The organism is Streptomyces sp. NPDC060194 (assembly GCF_042728285.1).
In the GTDB taxonomy this organism is placed as follows: Bacteria; Actinomycetota; Actinomycetes; order Streptomycetales; family Streptomycetaceae; genus Streptomyces.
This window is the reverse complement of sequence record NZ_JBHWZH010000022.1, coordinates 22,069-41,302: the sequence shown is the minus strand read 5'-3', so window position 1 is coordinate 41,302 and position 19,234 is coordinate 22,069. Positions and strand designations below refer to the sequence as shown.

General features: G+C 74.8%; 20 protein-coding genes and 2 pseudogenes. 9 read left to right on the top strand and 13 right to left on the bottom strand.

Annotation, left to right across the window (positions count from 1 at the left end):
• Window positions 1-192: 192 nt before the first annotated feature.
• A complete protein-coding gene (locus tag ACFWEG_RS07530) occupies window positions 193-1,449 on the bottom strand; it encodes a cation:proton antiporter (RefSeq protein WP_387210263.1) in 1,257 nt (418 codons plus the stop codon).
• Between the two features lie 6 nt (window positions 1,450-1,455).
• On the bottom strand, window positions 1,456-1,941 hold the full coding sequence (locus ACFWEG_RS07525) for a cation:proton antiporter regulatory subunit (RefSeq protein ID WP_387210261.1): 486 nt from the start codon (window positions 1,939-1,941) through the stop codon (window positions 1,456-1,458).
• A 350-nt stretch (window positions 1,942-2,291) separates the two neighbouring features.
• Here ACFWEG_RS07525 and ACFWEG_RS07520 point away from each other — a divergent pair, with 350 nt between their 5' ends.
• The 3 genes from ACFWEG_RS07520 to ACFWEG_RS07510 are packed head-to-tail and all read left to right on the top strand — an operon-like array spanning window position 2,292 to window position 4,464.
• Window positions 2,292-2,975 (top strand): lysophospholipid acyltransferase family protein, encoded by a 684-nt coding sequence (locus ACFWEG_RS07520; RefSeq protein ID WP_387210259.1) that lies wholly within the window; start codon window positions 2,292-2,294, stop codon window positions 2,973-2,975.
• 41 nt (window positions 2,976-3,016) lie between these two features.
• The gene (locus ACFWEG_RS07515; RefSeq protein ID WP_387210257.1) at window positions 3,017-3,901 is read left to right on the top strand and encodes a DUF3626 domain-containing protein; all 885 of its coding nucleotides are present in this window, start codon (window positions 3,017-3,019) and stop codon (window positions 3,899-3,901) included.
• Window positions 3,898-4,464, top strand: a complete 567-nt coding sequence (locus tag ACFWEG_RS07510) for an SET domain-containing protein (protein ID WP_387210255.1) — start codon at window positions 3,898-3,900, stop codon at window positions 4,462-4,464. The genes ACFWEG_RS07515 and ACFWEG_RS07510 overlap by 4 nt, the downstream gene beginning before the upstream one ends.
• Before the next feature lie 41 nt (window positions 4,465-4,505).
• Here the strand turns inward: ACFWEG_RS07510 and ACFWEG_RS07505 are convergent, their stop codons facing one another.
• Both ACFWEG_RS07505 and ACFWEG_RS07500 read right to left on the bottom strand, forming a co-directional pair.
• Complete coding sequence (locus ACFWEG_RS07505) at window positions 4,506-4,748, bottom strand: hypothetical protein (RefSeq protein WP_387210253.1); 243 nt, start codon at window positions 4,746-4,748, stop codon at window positions 4,506-4,508.
• Window positions 4,745-4,948, bottom strand: coding sequence for a hypothetical protein (locus ACFWEG_RS07500; protein WP_387210251.1), 204 nt, complete (start codon window positions 4,946-4,948; stop codon window positions 4,745-4,747). The genes ACFWEG_RS07505 and ACFWEG_RS07500 overlap by 4 nt, the downstream gene beginning before the upstream one ends.
• Window positions 4,949-5,420: 472 nt before the next feature.
• Here ACFWEG_RS07500 and ACFWEG_RS07495 point away from each other — a divergent pair, with 472 nt between their 5' ends.
• Together ACFWEG_RS07495 and ACFWEG_RS07490 are read left to right on the top strand one after the other, a co-directional pair.
• A complete protein-coding gene (locus ACFWEG_RS07495) occupies window positions 5,421-6,086 on the top strand; it encodes a ScbR family autoregulator-binding transcription factor (RefSeq protein WP_387210249.1) in 666 nt (221 codons plus the stop codon).
• Window positions 6,087-6,203: 117 nt separating this feature from the next.
• Window positions 6,204-6,866, top strand: a complete 663-nt coding sequence (locus tag ACFWEG_RS07490; protein WP_387210247.1) for a ScbR family autoregulator-binding transcription factor — start codon at window positions 6,204-6,206, stop codon at window positions 6,864-6,866.
• 22 nt (window positions 6,867-6,888) lie between these two features.
• Here ACFWEG_RS07490 and ACFWEG_RS07485 read toward each other — a convergent pair whose 3' ends face one another.
• The 5 genes and pseudogenes from ACFWEG_RS07485 to ACFWEG_RS07465 all read right to left on the bottom strand — a co-directional run bounded on the left by ACFWEG_RS07485 (window position 6,889) and on the right by ACFWEG_RS07465 (window position 12,550).
• Window positions 6,889-7,740: a class I SAM-dependent methyltransferase gene (locus ACFWEG_RS07485; protein ID WP_387210245.1), complete on the bottom strand. Its 852-nt coding sequence runs from the start codon at window positions 7,738-7,740 to the stop codon at window positions 6,889-6,891.
• 214 nt (window positions 7,741-7,954) lie between these two features.
• Window positions 7,955-8,335: pseudogene (locus tag ACFWEG_RS07480) on the bottom strand (metallophosphoesterase family protein); the annotation flags it as partial.
• Window positions 8,336-8,579: 244 nt separating this feature from the next.
• The gene (locus ACFWEG_RS07475; protein WP_387210243.1) at window positions 8,580-10,880 is read right to left on the bottom strand and encodes an MMPL family transporter; all 2,301 of its coding nucleotides are present in this window, start codon (window positions 10,878-10,880) and stop codon (window positions 8,580-8,582) included.
• Window positions 10,881-11,076: 196 nt separating this feature from the next.
• Window positions 11,077-11,466, bottom strand: a complete 390-nt coding sequence (locus ACFWEG_RS07470) for a MerR family transcriptional regulator (RefSeq protein WP_387210241.1) — start codon at window positions 11,464-11,466, stop codon at window positions 11,077-11,079.
• Between the two features lie 74 nt (window positions 11,467-11,540).
• Window positions 11,541-12,550, bottom strand: a pseudogene (locus ACFWEG_RS07465) (MDR family NADP-dependent oxidoreductase).
• A 136-nt stretch (window positions 12,551-12,686) separates the two neighbouring features.
• Between ACFWEG_RS07465 and ACFWEG_RS07460 the strand changes: the two are divergent.
• Window positions 12,687-13,370 (top strand): GNAT family N-acetyltransferase, encoded by a 684-nt coding sequence (locus ACFWEG_RS07460; protein WP_387210239.1) that lies wholly within the window; start codon window positions 12,687-12,689, stop codon window positions 13,368-13,370.
• A 16-nt stretch (window positions 13,371-13,386) separates the two neighbouring features.
• Here the strand turns inward: ACFWEG_RS07460 and ACFWEG_RS07455 are convergent, their stop codons facing one another.
• Complete coding sequence (locus tag ACFWEG_RS07455) at window positions 13,387-13,608, bottom strand: hypothetical protein (protein ID WP_387210237.1); 222 nt, start codon at window positions 13,606-13,608, stop codon at window positions 13,387-13,389.
• Window positions 13,609-13,615: 7 nt separating this feature from the next.
• Between ACFWEG_RS07455 and ACFWEG_RS07450 the strand changes: the two genes are divergently transcribed.
• The 3 genes from ACFWEG_RS07450 to map all read left to right on the top strand — a co-directional run bounded on the left by ACFWEG_RS07450 (window position 13,616) and on the right by map (window position 15,730).
• On the top strand, window positions 13,616-14,221 hold the full coding sequence (locus ACFWEG_RS07450; protein ID WP_387210235.1) for a TOPRIM nucleotidyl transferase/hydrolase domain-containing protein: 606 nt from the start codon (window positions 13,616-13,618) through the stop codon (window positions 14,219-14,221).
• A gap of 44 nt (window positions 14,222-14,265) precedes the next feature.
• Window positions 14,266-14,730: a hypothetical protein gene (locus tag ACFWEG_RS07445; protein ID WP_387210232.1), complete on the top strand. Its 465-nt coding sequence runs from the start codon at window positions 14,266-14,268 to the stop codon at window positions 14,728-14,730.
• A 232-nt stretch (window positions 14,731-14,962) separates the two neighbouring features.
• Window positions 14,963-15,730: a type I methionyl aminopeptidase gene (gene map / locus ACFWEG_RS07440; protein ID WP_387210230.1), complete on the top strand. Its 768-nt coding sequence runs from the start codon at window positions 14,963-14,965 to the stop codon at window positions 15,728-15,730.
• 64 nt (window positions 15,731-15,794) lie between these two features.
• Here map and ACFWEG_RS07435 read toward each other — a convergent pair whose 3' ends face one another.
• The 3 genes from ACFWEG_RS07435 to menC form a co-directional block, all read right to left on the bottom strand.
• A complete protein-coding gene (locus ACFWEG_RS07435) occupies window positions 15,795-16,733 on the bottom strand; it encodes an LD-carboxypeptidase (protein WP_387210228.1) in 939 nt (312 codons plus the stop codon).
• Window positions 16,734-16,920: 187 nt separating this feature from the next.
• Window positions 16,921-18,066, bottom strand: a complete 1,146-nt coding sequence (locus ACFWEG_RS07430; RefSeq protein ID WP_387210226.1) for a M20/M25/M40 family metallo-hydrolase — start codon at window positions 18,064-18,066, stop codon at window positions 16,921-16,923.
• Window positions 18,059-19,222 (bottom strand): o-succinylbenzoate synthase, encoded by a 1,164-nt coding sequence (menC, locus tag ACFWEG_RS07425; protein ID WP_387210224.1) that lies wholly within the window; start codon window positions 19,220-19,222, stop codon window positions 18,059-18,061. The genes ACFWEG_RS07430 and menC overlap by 8 nt, the downstream gene beginning before the upstream one ends.
• Between the last annotated feature and the right edge of the window lie 12 nt (window positions 19,223-19,234).

The window sequence follows — 19,234 nt, the reverse complement described above, 5'->3', positions numbered from 1 at the left end:
GCCCGCAGCGGGCCGTACAGAGCTTTTCGGCTTCGGGATCGGTGCCGAAACGGCTCTGAGACCTTTCACATCGGTCCGGGAGGACAGGATTCGCGGATCCGGACCGTTAACGCCGTTAATACCCCGAGGGGTCGGGAGGTCGGCCCGGCGGAAGGCGTTAAGGCCGTTAACACCCGCCGGGCCGTCCAGCGGTCAGCCGCGGCGAGCCGGGTCGCCTTCCTCGACGGGGTCGACGTCGTCGGCGGCGGTCACCACCGCGGGGCGGTCGGCCGGGGCGACGGGAGCCGGAGCGGGCTTCGGGGGGAACAAGCGGGTGGCGAGCGGCTCGGTGAAGCGGGCGGTCAGCGGGCCGACGACGACGAGCAGCAGCACGTAGGCCGTGGCGAGCGGGCCCATCGCCGGTTCGATGCCCGCGGTCACGCCGAGGCCGGCGATGACGATGGAGAACTCGCCGCGGGCGACCAGGGTGCCGCCCGCCCGCCAGCGGCCCTTGACGCCGATGCCCGCGCGCTGTGCCGCCCAGTAGCCGGTGGCGATCTTCGTGAAGGCGGTCACCACCGCGAGGGCGAGCGCGGGCAGGATCACCGGCGGGATGCTCGCGGGGTCGGTGTGCAGGCCGAAGAAGACGAAGAACACCGCGGCGAACAGGTCCCGCAGCGGGCTGAGGAGTGTGTGCGCGCCCTCGGCGACCTCGCCGGAGAGGGCGATGCCGACGAGGAACGCGCCCACCGCCGCGGACACCTGGAGCTGCTGGGCGATGCCCGCCACCAGGAGGGTCAGGCCGAGCACGACCAGGAGCAGCTTCTCCGGGTCGTCGCTGGAGGCGAACCGCGAGATGACCCGGCCGTAGCGGAGGGCGACGAAGAGCACGAGGCCTGCCACGCCGAGCGCGACCGCGAGGGTGACGCTGCCCGCGGCCAGGCTCACCCCGGCGAGCAGTGCGGTGATGATCGGCAGGTAGACGGCCATCGCCAGGTCCTCGAGGACGAGGATGCTGAGGATCACCGGCGTCTCGCGGTTGCCGAGCCGGCCGAGGTCGCCCATCACCTTGGCGATGACCCCGGACGACGAGATCCAGGTGACGCCGGCCAGGACGACCGCGGCGACCGGGCCCCAGCCCATCAGGAGTGCGGCCACCGCGCCGGGGACGGCGTTGAGGCCGAAGTCGACCAACCCCGCCGGGTACTGCGTCTTGAGGTTGGAGACCAGGTCGCTCGCCGTGTACTCCAGGCCGAGCATGAGCAGCAGCAGGATGACACCGATCTCGGCGCCGATCGCGACGAAGTCCTCGCTCGCGCCGAGCGGCAGCAGACCGCCGGTGCCGAAGGCGAGGCCGGCCAGCAGGTAGAGGGGGATGGGGGAGAAGTGGAAGCGGGCGGCGAACCGCCCGAGGAGTCCGAGGGCCAGGATGATCGCGCCGAACTCGATGAGGAAGACCGCGGAGTGCACCGGCCGTCACACCCGTCCGAGTATCTCGGCCGCGGCGTCGACGCCCTCGCGGGTGCCGATGACGATGAGGGTGTCGCCGCCGGCGAGCCGGAAGTCCGGGGCGGGGGAGGGGAGTGCCTCCGTGCGGCGCAGTACCGCGACGACGGACACGCCGGTCTCGGTGCGCATCCGGGTGTCGCCGAGGAGCCGGCCGTTCCAGTGCGAGGTCGCCGTGATCTCGATCCGCTCGGCGACGAGGCCGAGGTCGGTGGTGTGCAGGAGTGTGGGGTTGTGGTGGGTGGGGGCCAGGGCGTCGATGAGGGAGGCCGCCTCGGAGGCGGCGAGGTGGATGGCGTGCGCGCAGGCGTCGGCGTCGTCCTCGCGGTAGACGTTCACCGTGCGGGTGCCGTCGCGGTGCGCGATGACCGAGAGGTGGCGCTGCTCGCGGGTGGTCAGGTCGTACTTGACGCCGATCCCTGGCAACGGTGTCGAGCGCAGGCGTGGAGCGGTCACGGCCGGGTCCCCTCTTCGGATGTGGTCACGGGTGGTGCGGTGGATGTGGGCACATGCTGTCACCTGTGTGCCGGAACGGTCACTTCAGTCCCTCGGTCCCTGGTCGGTGAAAGGTTTTTGCAGGTCAGCGAGGTGTGGGTGGCGGGACCGAAGCATTCCGCCGGAGGGACCGAGGGATTCCGCCGGAAGGGCCGGGGCTTCGGCCCCTGGCCGGCGGTCCCGGTCGACCGGTCGGCTGGGTACGTGCCCCGGGCGGGATGAGTAGGCGTACTCAGGCGGTTCGCACGCGGATGCGGCGAACATGAGGGCGTTCGGCAACCGTCCGCTCCCCAGGAAGAGGCAGGCCACCCGTGCTCAGCCGACTCGCAGCCGCGCTCGTACCCGCCTTCGGGCAGCTCACGATCACCGTCGACGGTGTCGACCGCACCCGGGGGGCGGCCTGGATCGTGCAGCCGGGGAGCATCATCACGGCGAACCACGACTCGATGGCCGACCCGGCCGTCACGCTGGCCGCGTTGCACAGCGTGGGGGTGCGGCCGGTGGTCATGGCCACGGCGGGGCTGTGGCGGGTGCCGGTGCTCGGGCGGCTGCTGACGAAGGGCGAGCACATCGCGGTGCACCGCCGTTCGGCGCGGGCCGCGGAGGCCCTGGAGCACGCGGCGGCGGCGCTCGCCCGGGGGCGGCACGTCCTCATCTACGGCGAGGGGGGTCTGCCGCGGCGTACCGACGCGGGGGCGTGCGCGCCGGAGTCCTTCCGGACCGGGCTGGCCCGGCTGGCGCGTGCGGCGGGGGCGCCGGTGGTGCCGGTCGGGCACGCCGGGGCGCGGCGGATCACCTCCGGGGGCAACGGCAAGCAGCTCGCCGGGGTGCTGACGGCGCCGTTGAGGCGGCCGCGGGTGCATGTGCACATCGGGGCGCCGGTGCTGCTGCCCGCGGACATCCCCGAGGCGACGGAGGCGGCGCACCGTGCGGTGACGGAGTCCTGGGCGAAGGCGGCGGAGGCGGTGGGGGAGCGGGTGCCGCAGGCGGCGTAAGGGGAGTGCGGGGGTGGCCGGGCAAGGGGCACACTCGGCGGATGAGTCGACGCGCGGGATCAAGTGGGCGGACATGTGCGGATGTTGACGCCGTCGGGCCGCCGATGGAGCGGGCCCTGCGGTACGTCGCGGCGGTGGCGGGGGCGGGGGGTCCGGTGTCGGACGCGCTGCGGGTGACCATGCACTTCCATCCCGACCGGATGGCGGGGGATCTGCCGATCCTCGACCGGATGGCGGAGGACGGCGTCTACCGCTCGCAGTTCGTGACCGGTACGGGGAACGGCGGGCTGACGGCGTACCCCGGTGGGGACCGCTGGCGGTGGGAGAGCCGGATGTTCGGTGGGGCGTACGACGCGGCGGCCGCGGAGGAGCGGCCGGTGTACGGAGCGCTCGACTACCGGCGCGACCCGCGGGGCGGGGCCCGGCGCTTCGGGTCCTCGTTCTTCCGCCTCACGGCGGAGACGCTCGCCCGCACCACGTTCTGCTATCCGGACAGCTCGACCGAGCCCACGTCCTTCGCCACCGCCGAGCGCTGCGGGTTCGTCGAGCCGGCTGAGGCGGGGGGTCTGGACCCGCTGGACTGCCACATCGAGGCGCACGTCCACGGCCCCGTCGTGCTGGCCCGCGACATCGAGGCGCTGGTGCTCGACCCGTCCTACGCCGGGACGCCCGTCGAGGCGGCCGCGCGTCGGCTGCCGTGCGCGGTGGAGTGGCATCCGGGCTACCGGCTGCCCGTCGATGTCCTGTGCCGGTGGCCGGAGTTCCGGGGCCGGCGGTTCGTCGAGCTGGGGCTCGAGCTTGCCGTCGACGGCCACCTCGACGCCCGTGTTCTCGGCGACGCGGCCCGTAGCGGGCGCTACGACCCCCAGGACCTGAAGAAGGTCTGGCACTACATCGCCCGCTTCGGCGGGGAGCCGGCCCGGTGACGGATCAACTCCCGCCCCCCGTCTGCTGGTTGCATCCGGATGTCGAGTCGCGGGTCTCGGGGGTTGCCGGTGTCGGGCTGTTCGCGCGGGTCGGCCTGCCTGTCGGGACCGTCGTGTCGCGGCTCGGGGGCAAGTTGGTGGCGTGGTCGGAGCTGCAGGAGTTGTTCGCGGCTGCGGCGGGCCTGCCGGAGGGGGTGCGGAGGTATGTGGACACGGTCGCGATCAGTCGGACGCGGCATCTGGTTTTGCCGCCGGGGAGTACGAACGGGTTCGGGAACCACAGTTGTGATCCGAACCTCTGGTGGACGGACCCCTACTCCCTCACCGTCCGACGGGACGTCGCTGCCGGCGCGGAGCTGACCTTCGACTATGCGACCTGCACCGGCGACGAGGCGTACCGCCTTGACTGCGAGTGCCGCTCACCGCTGTGCCGGGGCGCGGTCACCGGCGCGGACTGGCGGTTGCCGGAGCTGCGGGCGCGCTACGGGGAGCACTGGGTGCCGGTGTTGCGGGAGCGCTGGTGGGCCGGGGGTATTAACGGCGTTAACGGTCCCGAGTGTTAACGCCGTTAACGTCCGGAGGTGTTAACGCCGTTAATACCCCGTCATCCCGCGTCGGGCCGCCCGTCGTCCGCGCGGGTGACGATGGCGAGGGAGGTGCGGGTGCGGCGGAAGGACTTGTGGGTGCTGGCGCCGGTGTGGGTGAGGCAGGCGAGGTCGACCTCGGCGGAGTCGGCGGAGGGGGTGGCCTGCCAGTCGCACCAGATGCAGGCGGCTTCGTAGGTGATCTCGGAGTCGGGGTGCTCGGTGATCTTGTGGAGGACGTGCCGGAAGACGGAGCGGGTCATCGCGGGGTCCTCCCGGGGTGAGGGTGGTGCCGGATCTCGACGTCGGCGTCCGTGACCGCGGAGAAGTCGCCCCGGGCGCGAGCGATCTCGCGCTGCTCGACGAGTGACGCGCAGGTCTCGCAGCCCGGTGCGGCCTCGGCGCGTTCGAGCGGCAGCGAGAGGCGGGCTGCGGAGTCCATGGTGGTGCGAGGGTCGTTCATGGAGCGGAGCGTCTCTTCCCCGTGGGCGGCCGGACGGTCGTGCGCGTCCTGATGCCGATCGGTGGTCTGCGATCGGCGCAGGGGCGCACATCCATGACTACCGGTCATCGAGGCTCGGTGGATGCACCCGGATGCAGGCGGAGTCGGACGAGGACGGCCCCGGATTCCGCTTCGGCGGTCGTGGTCGGCCTTTCGCGGTACGTTCTTGCCTCCGCTTGGCGCCGGTCTGCGCTGGTCGACGCACGTGTCCGAGGGGGCTGCGTCGGGCGGGGGCGGGCCCGTGCGGGAGGTGTCGGGCGGTCCGGAGCGACATACGTACCGACCGGTTTCGTCATGATCCGATGTCTCAAGGAGCAGCTTTATGTGCGCTCTTGAGAGCTTTCGGGGTCTCGTGGGGCGGCGGAGAGCCGCTGTTACAGTACGGACCTCTCGGTTTCTTTTCGCGTTCCGCGCCAACAGGGGGAGGGGTGTCGTGGCACGACAGGAGCGGGCCGTCCGGACACGTCAGAAGATCATCGTCGCGGCGGCGGGAGTCTTCGACGAGGTCGGCTACGAGGCGGCGACGATCTCGCAGATCCTGAAGGCGTCCGGGGTGACCAAGGGCGCGCTGTACTTCCACTTCACCTCGAAGGAGGAGCTGGCCCAGGCGGTGCTCGCCGGGCAGGTGGCGGCGCTGCCGTCGGTGCCGGAGCGGAAGGTGGTGCTGCAGCGGTTGATCGACGAGGCGCTCGTCCTCGCGCATCTGCTGGCGCTCGGGGATCCGATGGTGCGAGGCGGCGTGCGGTTGACCGTCGAGCAGGGTGCGCCGCTGGACGGGCTCGACCGGCAGGAGCCGATGCGGGGGTGGATCGAGCACTGCACGGAGCTGCTGCGGGAGGCGGAGGCGCGGGGGGAGACGCTGCCGGACGTCGACATCGACGCCGCGGCGCGGATCTTCGTCGGCGGGTTCACGGGGGTGCACGTGCTGTCGAAGATCATGACGGGTCATGTGGGCCTGGTGGACTGGGAGATGGACCTCATGCGGAGTCTGGTGGCGGGGGTCGCGGTGCCGGCGGTGTTCGAGCGGCTGGACTTCTCGTCCGCCCGGGCGAGCGGGGTGTACCGGGAGGCGGTCGAGGAGGCGGATGCGGGGAGGTGAGGCGGGGGCGCGGGATGCGGGTCGGTGGGCCCTCCGGTCGGGCTGCGGGCGCCTCGTGGATCTTCTAGAAACCGCTTACGCGGTTTGTTAAGGTGCCCTCGAGGGAAGGGGCGTCCGATGGTTCGTCAGGAGCGCGCGGTCCGGACGAGGAGTGCGCTGATCGAGTCCGCTGCGGAACTGTTCGACCGGGACGGTTTCGAGGCGACCTCGCTGTCGACGATCAGCGCGTTGGCCGGGGTGAGTAACGGGGCGCTGCACTTCCACTTCGCCAGCAAGGCCGCGCTCGCGGACGCCGTCGGGCAGGAGGCGCTGCGGCGGCTGGAGTGGGTCGTGGAGCAGCGGGCCGAGGACGGTCTGCAGGTGCTCATCGACGCCACGCACGCGCTGGTCCGGTCGCTCAGCTTCGACGTCGTGCTGCGGGCGGGGTTCGAGCTCGGCGACGTGCCGGGCCGCGTCGCGACGGGGGTCTCGCTGCGCAGGCGCTGGCAGGAGTGGGTGGAGGAAACCCTGGTGCGCGCGGAGCGGGAGGGTTCGCTGGCTTCGGGGATCGCCGCGCAGGACGTCGCGGCCACGGTGGTCGCGGTGACGGTGGGGCTGAAGACGCTCGGCAGCCAGGACGCGATGTGGCTGTCGCGCGGGACCCTCACCCGGTTCTGGGCGCTGCTGCTGCCCCGGCTAGCGGAGCCGTCCGCGCTCAGGGTCCTGGTCACCTCCGGCACCAGCTTCGGCCCGCCGCCGACCGGTCCGTCCACCGTTCCCGCACCCGTCCACGCGCCCTGACCGTAGGCGTGCACCTTCGCCGTCAGTCCGACGGCCGCCGCCAGAGGTGGATCTCGGTGCTCGGGCGGCGGGCGGAGAACGGGCCGGTGGGGGACGTGCGGGCGAGGAGGCGGCGGAGGGCGGCCTCGAAGTCGCCGCGCTGAGCGCCGAACTGGTGCGGTGTGGAGGAAGACGTGGAGAAGACCGCGGCGACGATGTCGTCGGGGACGCGTTCGAGGGGCTGGCCGGCAGGGATGACGAGGCGCTGCGGGCCCTCGAAGCCGGCCGCCGTGAGTGCTTCTGCCTCGCCGCCGCGGGTGCCGTTCGGCAGGAGGCCGCGGCCGGCCCGTCGGACGGGGCCGAGGTAGGACTGGATGAGCTGGTCGATCGCCGCGTGCGGGATCGCGGGCCAGGGGAGGTCTGCGACGGGGAGGTCCTCGTCCTGGAGGTGCGAGACGTGGACGAACGCGCCGCCGGGCCGGAGCATGTCCAGGACGGTCGTGGCGACCTGCGGCTGGTCCATCCAGTGGAACGACTGGCCGAACGTGGCGACGTCGAACGTGTCCAGACCGTAGGGGAGCTGCTCGGCGCGGATGCACAGCCAGCGGGCGCGGGCGCCGAGTCCGGAGATGCCGGCCGCCCACTGCGCCTCGGCGATCATGCCGTGGTCCGGGTCGACGCCGACGATCTCGCTGAACAGGGGGGCGAGGCGCAGGGCGAGGGTGCCGGGACCGCACCCGACGTCGAGCAGCCGGCCGGTGCCGTCGAGGCCGAGCGCGTCGCGCAAGGCGTCGGAGAGGCCGGGGGCGTACGGGAGCCGGCCGCGTTCGTAGTGCGCGGCCGCGCCCGCGAAGAGCGTGTGGTCCCACTCCCACTCGGCCGTCTCCGCCGTCATCGCCATCCGCCCCGCCCCGCTCTCACCGGTCGGACCCGCGCCCGCCCCGGAGGAGACGCTTCCACAACGCACCCCGCACCGGGCCTCAGTTGGCGTGCGCTTGACCCGGTGTTCGGCCGTCACGCGACCCGAAGGCAGCGAGCGCGCCGGTGTCCGTGAAGCGGGCGTTCAGACCGTCGGCGAGGCGGACGTACGGCATGTGGGTGTGGCCTCAGACCACCGTGCCCACCTTGTCGCCGAGGCCGGGGACGGGCAGCGTCAGCGAATGCGGGAGGTTCGTGAGGAGCTCGACCTGGTCGTCCCGCAGCCGCGCGGCGGCGTACGGGGCGATCGGGTCCGGCACCTGCGCGGCCGCGTCGCGGCGCAGCTCCACCAGTTCGCGGTCCGCGTTCCCGCTGATCAGCACGGCTCGATCGCCGAGCCCGGTGAGGCGGTCGAGCACCTCTTCCGGCTGCGGCCCTGCGGCGATGTCCCCGGTGACGACGATCCGCCCGGCGTCCCGCACCTCCGGCTCGGCGAGCGCGGCCTCCAGGGCGGGCAGGACGCCGTGGATGTCGGACAGGACCACGGTGGGGGTGGAGTCTGTCGTCGGCATGTCCACCACAGTTGCGCGGGGACGGCTTGCGATCAAGGGTGCGCACCGCGTGCGGCCAGGGGCGGGTCCTCGCCCGCGAGGGCGCCGGTGCCGCCCGGCGTCGCCGCCGCGAGGTCCGGGTGTGGTGCGCGCACGGCTCGGCGCCGGGACGGCACCGGTGTGCGGCGGCCGGCACCCGTCCGCGCGGTGCTCGCGCGTCAGCGTCGTGCCCGCGCCGCAGCCGCGCGCCCGCACCCGCGCTCGGCTACCGCACCCGCTGCGGTACGTCGTCCTCGTCGGAACCTCGTGGGCGCGGGAGGCGGCCCTTCGCCCCGCCGGGAACGCGCGCGCACTCCGGGGGCTCGATGCTCAGGCGGGGGAGGCGGCGGTCGAGCCAGTGGGGGAGCCACCAGTTGGCGCCGCCGAGGAGGTGCATGAGGGCGGGGACGAGGAGGGTGCGCAGGACGAAGGCGTCGAGGGCGACGGCGGCGGCCAGCGCGATGCCGAACATGGCGATGACGCGGTCGCCGCTGAGGACGAAGGCGAGGAAGACGGCGATCATGATGACCGCCGCGGAGTTGATCACCCGGCTGGTCTCCGCGAGCCCGACCCGTACCGCGCGGCGGTTGTCGCCGGTCTCCAGCCACTCCTCGTACATCCGGCTGACCAGGAAGACCTGGTAGTCCATGGAGAGGCCGAAGAGCACGGACACCATGATCACCGGCAGGAAGGGCTCGATCGGGCCCGCGCTGCCGAGGCCGAGCAGCTCGCTGCCCCAGCCCCACTGGAAGATCGCGACGACCACCCCGAACGCCGCCGCGACGGCGAGCACGTTCATCAGCGCCGCCTTCAGCGGGATGCCGACGGACCGGAAGGCGAGCAGCAGCAGCACGCAGCCGAGCGCCACTACGACGCCGACGAACAGCGGCAGCTTCGCCACGATGACCTGCGCGAAGTCGTCGTAGCTCGCGGTCACGCCGCCGACGGACGTCTCCAGCGTCGTGCCGCGCTCGGCGGCCGGGATGACGTCGTCGCGCAGGTGGTCGACGAGGTCGCTGGTGGCGCGGTCCTGCGGGGCGGAGTCGGGGACGACGGTGAGGACGGCGGTGGAGCCGTCGGCGTCGTACGTCGGCGGGGTGACGGCCGCGACGCCGTCGGTGGTGCGCAGGGTGGCGGTGAGCGCGGTCAGGGCCGTACGGTCCGCCGCCCGCGCGCCGGCGTCGTCGCCGAGCTCGGCGACCAGGGTCAGCGGGCCGTTCGTGCCGGGGCCGAAGCCGTCGGCGAGGAGGTCGTAGGCCTGGCGGGTGGTGGAGGAGGTGGGGTTGTTGCCCTGGTCGGAGGTGCCGAGGTGCAGCGAGAGGGTCGGGATCGCCAGGCCGAGCATGATCACGGCGGCGAGTGCGCCGAGCAGCTTCGGCCGCCGCTCGACGAACGCCGACCAGCGCGCCGCGAAGCCGCCGGGGACCTCCGGGCGGGGCCCGTGCTCGGCCAGCGCGCGGCGCTCGCGGCGGCTCAGGGCGCGCGGGCCGATGTACCGCAGCAGCGCGGGCAGCAGGGTGACGGTGGTGAGGACGGTCAGGACGACCGTCAGCGACGCGGCGATCGCGACGCCGTTGAGGAAGTCCAGCCGCAGGATCAGCATCCCGAGCAGCGCGATGCACACCGTCACGCCCGCGAAGACGACCGCGCGGCCGGTCGTGGTGACCGCCTCGACGGCCGCCCGCTCGACCGGCAGGCCGCGGCGCAGCCCCCGGCGGTGGCGGGTGACGATGAACAGCGCGTAGTCGATGCCGACGCCGAGACCGATCAGGGTGCCGAGCATCGGCGCGAAGTCCGCGACCGTCATCGCGTGGCCGAGCAGCGTGACGCCCGCGTACGCGGTGCCGACGCCGACGAGCGCGGTCGCGATCGGCAGCAGGCTGGCGGCGAGCGAGCCGAAGGCGAGGAAGAGGACGACGGCGGCGACCACCACCCCGACCACCTCGGCGAGGTGCGCGCTCGGCGCCTCGGTGAGGGCGACGGCCCCGCCGCCGAGCGCGACCTGGAGGTCGTCGCTCGCGGCCTCCCGCGCGGTGTCGACGACGGCCTGCGCCTGCGCGACGGGGATGTCCTCGGCCTGCGCGGCGAAGGTGACGGTCGCGTAGGCGGTCCGGCCGTCGGCGCTGATCTGGCCGGGGGCGTGGACGACGGTCGCCGCGCCGGGCTCGGGGGTGATGGCGCCGGGGTCGGCGGTCCGGGCGTCGTAGGGGGTGCCGACGGACGCGACGCCCGGGAGCGCGGCGATGCGGTCCAGCGCGCGGGCGACGGGAGCCTCGACGGCGGACGCGCGGACGGTGCCGTCGCCCGTGGTGTGCCAGACGACCGTGCCCACGTCGCCGCCGCGGTCGTCGAACTCCGCGGTGAGCAGCGCGTTCGCGCGGCCGGACTCGGTGCCGGGGACGTCGTAGTCGTTCGAGTAGGCGGAGCCGGCGGTGACGGCGGCCGCGCCGGTGCCGCCGAGGACGAGCAGCCAGAGCAGGACGGTGGCGAGGCGGTGCCGGACGCACCAGGCGGCGAGGGCTCTCATCGGACGTGCTCCCGGAGGGCTCGTGGATCTCCACCCGGGACGGGACGACCGGAGGAAGCTGAGGTGGCGGGCGGGTGCGAGGGCGCGGTGGAGTCGTCGACTCCGGTGACCGCACGCGGTCGCTCACGACACCCGAGTGCACCTGTGGCTCACTCTGACACCTCTTGGGCGCTTATTGTCCGTTTCGTGTCATGCCTCACAGGGTGGGCTCGTCCCGGTCGCCGGACGTGTGGCGGGCCAGCCGCTCGCGGAGCGCGGAGAGGCGGGTGATCTCGGCGTCCAGCGCGGCGAGGCGGTGGGTGATGACGTCGCTGCCGCGGTTGCCGCCGGGGGGTGCGGAGCCGCAGCGCGGGGGCGGGTCCAGCGCGAGCAGGTGGAGGCGGTCGGCGATGGCCCGCAGGTCCTCGACGGTGAGGCCGAGGGCGAGCAGGTCGCGGATGACGCGGACGCGCTCGACGTCGGCCGGGGTGTACTCGCGGTGGCCCGCGGGGGTGCGGGCGGGCGGCGGGAGGAGGCCGCGCTGCTCGTAGAAGCGCAGGGCGCGGGGGGTGGTGCGGGCGGCGGCGGCCGCGTCGCCGATGCGCATGGCGTGCTCCCCCTTCGGGGGCCCGACGGCCCCCTCGGCCCCCTCGGGCCCCGGCGCGGACGGGCCGCCCCCTGCTACAGCTCCACGAACACAGCGCCGAAGTGCTTCCCCGCCATCATGTCGTGCAACGCCTGCGGGGCGCGGGCGATGCCCGGGATGCGGACGTGCGCGGGAACGTGATCGCGCCGTCGCGCAGCCACGCGCCGAAGCGGTCCGGCCACTCCTTCGCGACGTCGGGGTGGTCCCGGCCGGTGTAGCCCTGCAGCGAGATGCCCTTGGCGATGAGGCGGAACGTGTCGATCGCGACGGGTGCGCTGCCGCCACGGCGCGTGGGCGACATCTGGCCGGACAGGGCGCCGACCAGCGCGACGCGGGCGCCGTGGCGGGCCAGGGTCAGCGCGGCGGCGAGGTCGTCGCCGCCGACCAGGTCGACGACGGCGTCGATGCCGTCGGGGGCGGCGGCGGTCAGCTGCTCGGCCACGGTGGCGTCGCCCTCGCGGACGGCGACCGCGTCGTAGCCCAGCTCGCCGGTCAGCCGTCGCGCCTTCGCGTGCGTGCGGGTCGTACCGAGCACCCGGCCCGCGCCGAGGAGGCGGGCGATCTGCCCGGCGAGCGTGCCGACCGCGCCCGCCGCGCCGGTGACGAGGACGGTGTCGCCGTCCCGGACGCGGGCGAGCCGGGTCGCCGCGCCGTACGCGGCCTCGCCGGGGGAGAGGGCGGCGACGGTGTCGGCGTCGCCCAGGGGCGTGCACGACGCCTCCTCGACCACGGCGTGCTCGCGCCAGCCGTCCAGGTGGGTCACGGTGTCGCCCACCCGCAGGCCGGTCGCGTCGCCGGCCGCGATCACCTCGCCGACGGCCGGGCCGAACAGGGCGTCGCCGGGGTGCAGGGCGGGGAGCGGCAGGCCGTCGACCTCGCCGCCGATCAGGGTGCGCAGGCCGGGGAAGACGAGGAAGTACCGGTTGCGGACGACGACCTGGGTGGGGGTGGGGGCGGGGAGGCCGGCCTCGGTGACGGTGAAGTGGGCGGGCTCGGGGAGGCCGGCGGGGGCGGCGGTCAGGTGGACGCGGCGGGTCGTGGGCACGGGGCGCTCCGGGTGGGGTCGGGGATCGGGCGCGCAGAAGGTAATCCCTGACGTGCGGGTCAGGGGCGGGGAGCGAGGGGGCGGGCGCGCGGCGAACCTCGTTGCCGGACCTCCCCCCGCCCCGCATGATCGGGGCATGTGCGAAGTGGCGGCGCGTGCGCGGGCGTTGTGGGGGGCGGTGGCCGGGGAGCGGTTCCCCGCCGAGGGGGTGCGGGTCGTGGTGGCTCCCGGCTCGGGGTTGTGTCCGCCCGGCTGGGTGGGGGCGGTGACGCTCGGCGGGGGGACGCTCGTCACCGCGCCGGACGAGAGGGTGGCGGACGTCGTACGGCGCGCGGTGGCGGGCGGCCCCGTCCTCGCGCGGCTCGGGGACCTGCCGCACGCCGGGGTGCTGGGGCCGGCCGCGCTCGCGTACGTGGACGGCGACGCCTTCGCGCCGGTCGCGGGCGGGGTGGAGCGCCTTCCGGCGGCGCACCCGGACGTCGCCGCGCTGCTCGACGCGGTCGGTCCCGGCGACGCGGCCGAGAGCGCGATCGACGAGGTCACCTCGCCCCTCTTCGTGACGCGCGACGACAGCGGGCGGGTCGTCGCCGTCGCCGGTCACGAGGCCTGGCCCGCGTCGACGGCGCACCTCTGCGTGCTCGTCCACCCGGACGTCCGCGGCCGCGGCCTCGCCCGCCTCGTCGCCTCCGCGGCGGTCGCCCACGCGCTCGCGGCGGGCCTCCTCCCGCAGTGGCGCGCGGTCCCGCCCGCCTCTCGCCGCGTCGCCCTCGCCCTCGGCTTCCGCGAGCTGGGGCGCCAGCTGAGCGTGCGACCGGGCTGACGGCGGTCCGCCGTCGTCAGAGCCCGGCCGCGGTGAGCAGGTCGTCCCTCCGCGACGGCGGCAGCGCGGGGTGCGCCGCGGCCTCCTCGGCGACCTGCGGGTCCGGGGCCGCGAGGAGGTGCTCGAGCAGGTCGGGGGTGGCGCGGGGATGGCGGCCGGCCCCGCGGCGCAGGAAGGGTCGGGGCCCGCTGTGTGTGCCGGAAAACGGCGGGCCGTAGGGGAGGGGGGACGGGCACACTCGGTGCATGGTGGAGACGGGTGTGTTCGGGGACGCGGTGCGGGAGTGGGTGGCCGGGGAGGGGCGGGGGCGGCCCGGGGAGTGGGGGGTGCGGACGGTGGTGCTGGTCGAGGGGCTGAGCGATCTCGCGGCGGTGGACGCGCTGGCGCGGATGCGGGGGCGGGACCTGGCGGGGGAGGGGGTGGCGGTGGTGTCGATGGGCGGGGCGATGAACGTCGGGCGCTACGCCGAGCGGCTGGGGCCCGGCGGGGCGGGCCTGCGGCTCGTGGGGCTGTGCGACGAGCGCGAACGGGGCTTCTACGAGCGGGGGTTCGGGCGCGCGGGGGCCGCGGAGGAGGACGTCTTCGTATGCGCCGCGGACCTGGAGGACGAGCTCGTCCGCGCGCTCGGCGTCGCGCGGATCGAGGACGTCGTCCGCCGCGCGGGCGACCTGCGCCCCTGGCAGACCCTCCTGCACCAGCCCGCCCACGCCGGCCGCCCCCGCGAGGCGGTCCTGCGGAGGTTCTTCGGCACGAAGAAGGGCCGCAAGATCCGCTACGGTCGCCTCCTCGTCGAGGAGCTGCGCCCCGACGAGGTCCCGGCCCCGCTGGACGCGCTCCTCGACCTCCTGTGACAGCCCGACAAGGTGCCCCGACGCCAGACGCGAGGGGGTCCGCGGTGAAACGACGCGAACTGCTCGGCATCGCCGCCGGGCTCGCGGTCCTGCCCGTCTGCGGGGCACTGGGCCAGGAGTCGAACGGCCCCGAGAGGCGCTGGTGCACCGACACCGAACCGCTGGAGCAGGCGTTCCCCGCCCTCGGCCCGCTCGCCGACGCCCGATGGGTCAGCAGCCGGGACGACGAACGGGACCTGCCGTCCCCGGAACTGGCGATCTCGGGCTTCGCCCGCCTGGCCCCGGGCACCCTCGCGGAACTGGCCGCCGCCCACACCTTCGTCTCCGGGGCCCCGGCCGACGACTTCCCCTCCTGGTTCGAGGAACCGCTCCGCGGCGAGGGCCCGGACGACCCCCACTGGGTCCGCTCGGACACCCTCGACCGCGACGCCGACGGCTCCTCCACCCGTCTGTGGTTCGACCGCCGCACCCGCACCGTCCGCTTCCGCGCCCTGAACCCGTACGGCTAGGACACGTCGAAGCGGACGAGCGCCCTCCCGACCGGCACGCCCCGGCCCTCGGCGTACGCCAGGCGTTCGCGTACCTCGCGGCGGCGCGGCGAACGCCGAACCGGCGTGCGGCCGCCGCATCCGCCCGCACCCCCTCGGATGTGCGCGTAGGCGGGCGGCCGTGATACTCATACCGGTATAGGTATTGGGTGGGCGGTGCTTCGGTGTGCCCTCGCGGGAGGATGTGGTGTGGATGGTGGAGATCAAGACGGATGCCGCGATGGAGGCGATGCGGGAGGCCGGGAGGGTGGTGGCGAACGCGTTGGCCGCGGCGCGGGAGGCCGCGGGGGTGGGGGTGAGGCTGCGGGAGTTGGACGAGGCGGCGCGGGAGGTGCTGGAGGCGGCGGGGGCGGGTTCGCCGTTCCTCGGGTACCGGCCGTCGTTCGCGCCGACGCCGTTCCCCGCGGTGATCTGCGCGTCGGTGAACGACGCGGTGGTGCACGGGATCCCGGGCGGACAGCGGCTGCGGGACGGCGACCTGGTGAGCGTCGACTGCGGGGCGAAGCTCGACGGGTGGACCGGGGACGCGGCGATCAGCTTCGTCGTGGGCACGCCGAGGCCGGGCGACGAGGAGCTCATCGCCGCCACGCATCGCGCGCTGGACGCGGGGATCGCCGCGGCGGTCGTCGGCCACCGGATGGGGGACATCTCGCACGCGATCAGCACCGTCGCCCGCGAGGCCCGCTGCGGGATGCCCGCCGACTTCGGCGGGCACGGGATCGGCCGCCAGATGCACGAGGACCCGCACGTCCCCAACTTCGGCCGCCCCGGGCGCGGTTATCCCCTGCGCCACGGCCTCACCCTCGCCATCGAGCCGATGCTCATGGCCGGCGGCCGCAACGACTACCGCACCGACCCCGACGGCTGGACCCTCCGCACCACCGACGGCAGCCGCGCCGCCCACGTCGAGCACACCGTCGCGATCACCGAGGACGGCCCGCGGGTGCTCACGCTGCCGTGACGCGAGCGCCCGCGGGGACGGGTCGGATGCCCGCGGGGACGGGTCGGGCGAGCGCGGGAACGGGTCAGACGAGCGCGGGGACGGCGAACGTGAGGGTGCCCGCGTCGGCGTCGAGCCGGGCGGGGAGGCCGACGGGGAAGGTCTGCTGGTGCACGCCGTGGCCGATGTCCGCGCGGAGCAGGACGGGGACGCCGAGGTCGGAGAGCCGGTCGTGGAGCAGCTCCTCGACGCGTTCGCGGGGGCCGCAGTCGGTGAACGTGCCGCAGACGATCCCGGCCGCGTCGGCCAGGTAGCCGCTGCGGCGCAGCTGGGTGAGGAGGCGGTCGAGGCGGTAGGGCTCCTCCTCCACGTCCTCGATCAGCAGGATGCCGCCCGCGGCGGGCAGGGAGGTCGCGGTGCCCGCCGAACTGGCCAGGAGGCTGAGCGTGCCGCCGAGCGTGACGCCCTCGGCGACGCCGCCGGCCAGCGCGCGGGACGCGGGGAACCGGAGCTCCTTCACCGACGCGGGATCGGTGAGCAGCGCGGCCAGCGCGTCGAAGTCGGCCCTCCCGGGACGAAATCCCCCGCCGCCGGGCATCGGACCGAAGAACCCGACCCAGCCGAGGCGCACCGCGACGGCCTCCAGGATCGCGGTCACGTCGGAGAACCCGATGACGGCCCGGGGCGTGGGGGTGCCCATGCGCGTCCAGTCGACCAGCTCCAGGGTGCGCTGGGCCCCGTACCCGCCCGCCGCGCAGAACACGGCGGTGAAGGCGGGGTCGGTCAGGGCGGCGGTCAGGTCGTCGGCACGCAACCGGTCGCTGCCGGCCAGGTAGTCGCCCCCGGTCCGGGCGGAGGCGAACACCTCGGGCCGCAGGCCGAGGCCCCGCAGGGATTGCAGGCCGACCTCCAGGTTGGGCTGGTCGACGGGGCCGCTGGCGGCGATCACGGCCACCCGGTCACCTGGCTGCAGGGCGGCGGGGCGGGTGAGCCCGCCGGAGGGGAGACGGTCGGGGAGGGTCATCGGGGTCCTCGGGGGTGGCGGGCGAACAAAGGAGAAGAGTGCGTTGTCGATGGGCGACCGGGTGTCAACGGGCTCACATGTGCCGGTAGGTGCGGTCCGCGTGCCCTTTCCGGCCGGCGCGGGCACGCGCTCGCGCGACGGCCCGCGCACGCGCGGGCGTACCGGACCGGAGAGCGACCCGCGCCGTTCAGTCGCGGCTCAGGTACGACGCCAGCAGCGCCCCCCGTGTCAGCAGGGACGACAGCGAGGCCCACTCGTCCTCGCTGTGCGCCCCCGCCCCGTCCGGCCCCAGGCCGTCGACGGTGGGGATGCCGAGCGCCCCGGTGAGGTTGGTGTCGCCCGCGCCCCCCGACGTCCCGCACGACAGGTCGAGGCCCAACGGGCCACCCAGCGCGACGAGTTCCGCGGCCAGCGGGTTCTCCGGGTCCCTCGCCCACGCCGGCCGGTGGGACAGCGTCCGCGCGGACAGCACGGCCCGGGGGCGTACGGCCCGGGGTTCCCGCGCCGCCGCCAGCAGCGCCTGCTCCGTCTCCGGCGTGGCGTAGCGCAGGCCGATCTCGGCCTCGGCGTGCTCGGCGACGACGTTGGCGCGGGTCCCGCCCGACACCGTGCCGACGTTGAGCGCCGCGTCGGGGAGGCCGGCCGCGACGGCACGCAACGCGGCCAGCTGATCGACGAGTTCGTCGATCGCGGAGACGCCCTGCGCCGCGTCGAGACCCGCGTGCGCGCCGACTCCCCTCACGGACAGCCGGATCCGGGCCACCCCCCGGCGCCCCGTCTTCAACACCCCGCCGGGCAGCGGTGGTTCGAGGCCGAGGACGGCGACGGCTCCGTCCGCGTGCGCGGCGACGAGCCGGCTGCCGTCCGGGCTGCCGATCTCCTCGTCGTTGACCACCAGGAGCCGCACGGGCCGGCTCGGGGCCCCGCCCGTGCGGGCCAGGAGGTCCATCGCCAGCTCCACCGCGACCAGGGAGCCCTTCATGTCGAAGACGCCGGGCCCGGTGACGGTGTCGCCGTCCTCCGCCAGCGTGAACGGCCGGCCGGCGACCGTACCGGCGGGGAAGACGGTGTCGCTGTGGGCGACGAGCAGCACATGTCCGGCGTCCGCCGACCGGCCCGGCCAGTGCGCGACCAGGTGGTCGCCCCCGGGCCCCGGCGGGTGCTCCACCCGGTCCGCGGTGGGGGCGAGCCCCGCGGCCAGCTCCTTGCCGAACACCGCGGCGAGGTCGGCGTCGCCGGACGGCGTCTCCAGGGCGACCAGCCGCTCCCAGCGCTCCAGGCAGGCGTCGCCGCGGGTGCGGGCGAGGGCGAGCAGCTCGGCGGGGTCAGACACGGCAGTCCTCCACGGCGGGGGCGGCCGCCCGGGCGGGGGCGGGGCGGACGGTCCAGGTGCGGCGGGTGTGCCGGGCCAGCCGCGCGGTGTCGACCTCGACGCCGATCCCCGCCCCGCCGCGCGGGACGGCGACCATGCCGTCCACCGCGCGGATCGCCGGGGCGACGACGTCCTGCCGGTAGTACTTGTCCGAGCCGGAGACGTCCGAGGGGAGGGTGAACCCGGGCAGCCCGGCCAGCGCCAGGTTCGCGGCCCGGCCGATGCCGAACTCGTGCATCCCCCCGCACCACACGGGCACCCCCGCGTCCCGGCACAGGTCGTGCACGGCCAGCGAGGGGCCGAGGCCGCCGAGCCGGGACACCTTGACGTTGACGACGTCGGCGGCACCCAGCGCCAGCGCCGTGCGCAGCACGTCGGGGGTGGTGACCGACTCGTCCAGGCACACCGGCGTCTCGAACCGGGCGGCCAAGGCGGCGTGGCCGAGCAGGTCGGAGGGGGCGTACGGCTGCTCGACCATCAGCAGCCCGCGCCCGTCGAGCGCGGCGGGCAGGTCCCCGCGGTCGGGGTGGTAGGCGGTGTTCGCGTCGACCTGGAGTGCGACGTGCGGGAACGCGCTCTGCACGGCCCGCACGGGCTCGACGTCCCAGCCCGGCCGGATCTTCAGCTTGACGCGGCGGTAGCCGTCCTCGACGTGCCGCGCGACCTGGGCGAGCAGCGCGTCGACGGTGGGTTCGATGCCGAGGCTGACCCCGGCGGGCACGGCGGTCGCCGTCGCGCCGAGCAGGTCGGCGAGCGGCTCGCCGCGCCGCCGGCCGTACAGGTCCCAGCAGGCCATGTCGAGGCCGGCCCGCGCGAAGTGGTTGTCGCTGACCTTGGCCGTGTGCCGGGCCGCCTCCTCGGGGTGGTTCCAGGGCCGGCCGATCAGCATCGGCGCGAGGTACCGGCCCAGCACCTGCCAGCAGCTCCACGTGGACTCGCCGCAGTAGTACGGGTCGCTGGGGGAGGCGCACTCGCCCCAGCCCACCGTCCCGTCCTCGGCGGTGGCGCGCACGACGATGTGCTCCAGGTAGGTCTTGCGGTGCGAGCTGGTCTCGAAGGAGTGCACGAGGTCGAGCCGGACCAGGGACAGCTCGATCTCGCTCAGGGTGATGGTCATCGTCGTGGCCGT

Bases quoted from the DNA above. Each gene is read 5' to 3' on its own strand.
- ACFWEG_RS07515 (WP_387210257.1), top strand. From the start codon at position 3,017: ATGAGTCGACGCGCGGGATCAAGTGGGCGGACATGTGCGGATGTTGAC.
- ACFWEG_RS07505 (WP_387210253.1), bottom strand. From the start codon at position 4,748: ATGACCCGCTCCGTCTTCCGGCACGTCCTCCACAAGATCACCGAGCAC.
- ACFWEG_RS07500 (WP_387210251.1), bottom strand. From the start codon at position 4,948: ATGAACGACCCTCGCACCACCATGGACTCCGCAGCCCGCCTCTCGCTG.
- ACFWEG_RS07490 (WP_387210247.1), top strand. From the start codon at position 6,204: ATGGTTCGTCAGGAGCGCGCGGTCCGGACGAGGAGTGCGCTGATCGAG.
- ACFWEG_RS07485 (WP_387210245.1), bottom strand. From the start codon at position 7,740: ATGACGGCGGAGACGGCCGAGTGGGAGTGGGACCACACGCTCTTCGCG.
- ACFWEG_RS07475 (WP_387210243.1), bottom strand. From the start codon at position 10,880: ATGAGAGCCCTCGCCGCCTGGTGCGTCCGGCACCGCCTCGCCACCGTC.
- ACFWEG_RS07470 (WP_387210241.1), bottom strand. From the start codon at position 11,466: ATGCGCATCGGCGACGCGGCCGCCGCCGCCCGCACCACCCCCCGCGCC.
- ACFWEG_RS07460 (WP_387210239.1), top strand. From the start codon at position 12,687: ATGTGCGAAGTGGCGGCGCGTGCGCGGGCGTTGTGGGGGGCGGTGGCC.
- ACFWEG_RS07450 (WP_387210235.1), top strand. From the start codon at position 13,616: ATGGTGGAGACGGGTGTGTTCGGGGACGCGGTGCGGGAGTGGGTGGCC.
- map (WP_387210230.1), top strand. From the start codon at position 14,963: ATGGTGGAGATCAAGACGGATGCCGCGATGGAGGCGATGCGGGAGGCC.
- ACFWEG_RS07435 (WP_387210228.1), bottom strand. From the start codon at position 16,733: ATGACCCTCCCCGACCGTCTCCCCTCCGGCGGGCTCACCCGCCCCGCC.
- menC (WP_387210224.1), bottom strand. From the start codon at position 19,222: ATGACCATCACCCTGAGCGAGATCGAGCTGTCCCTGGTCCGGCTCGAC.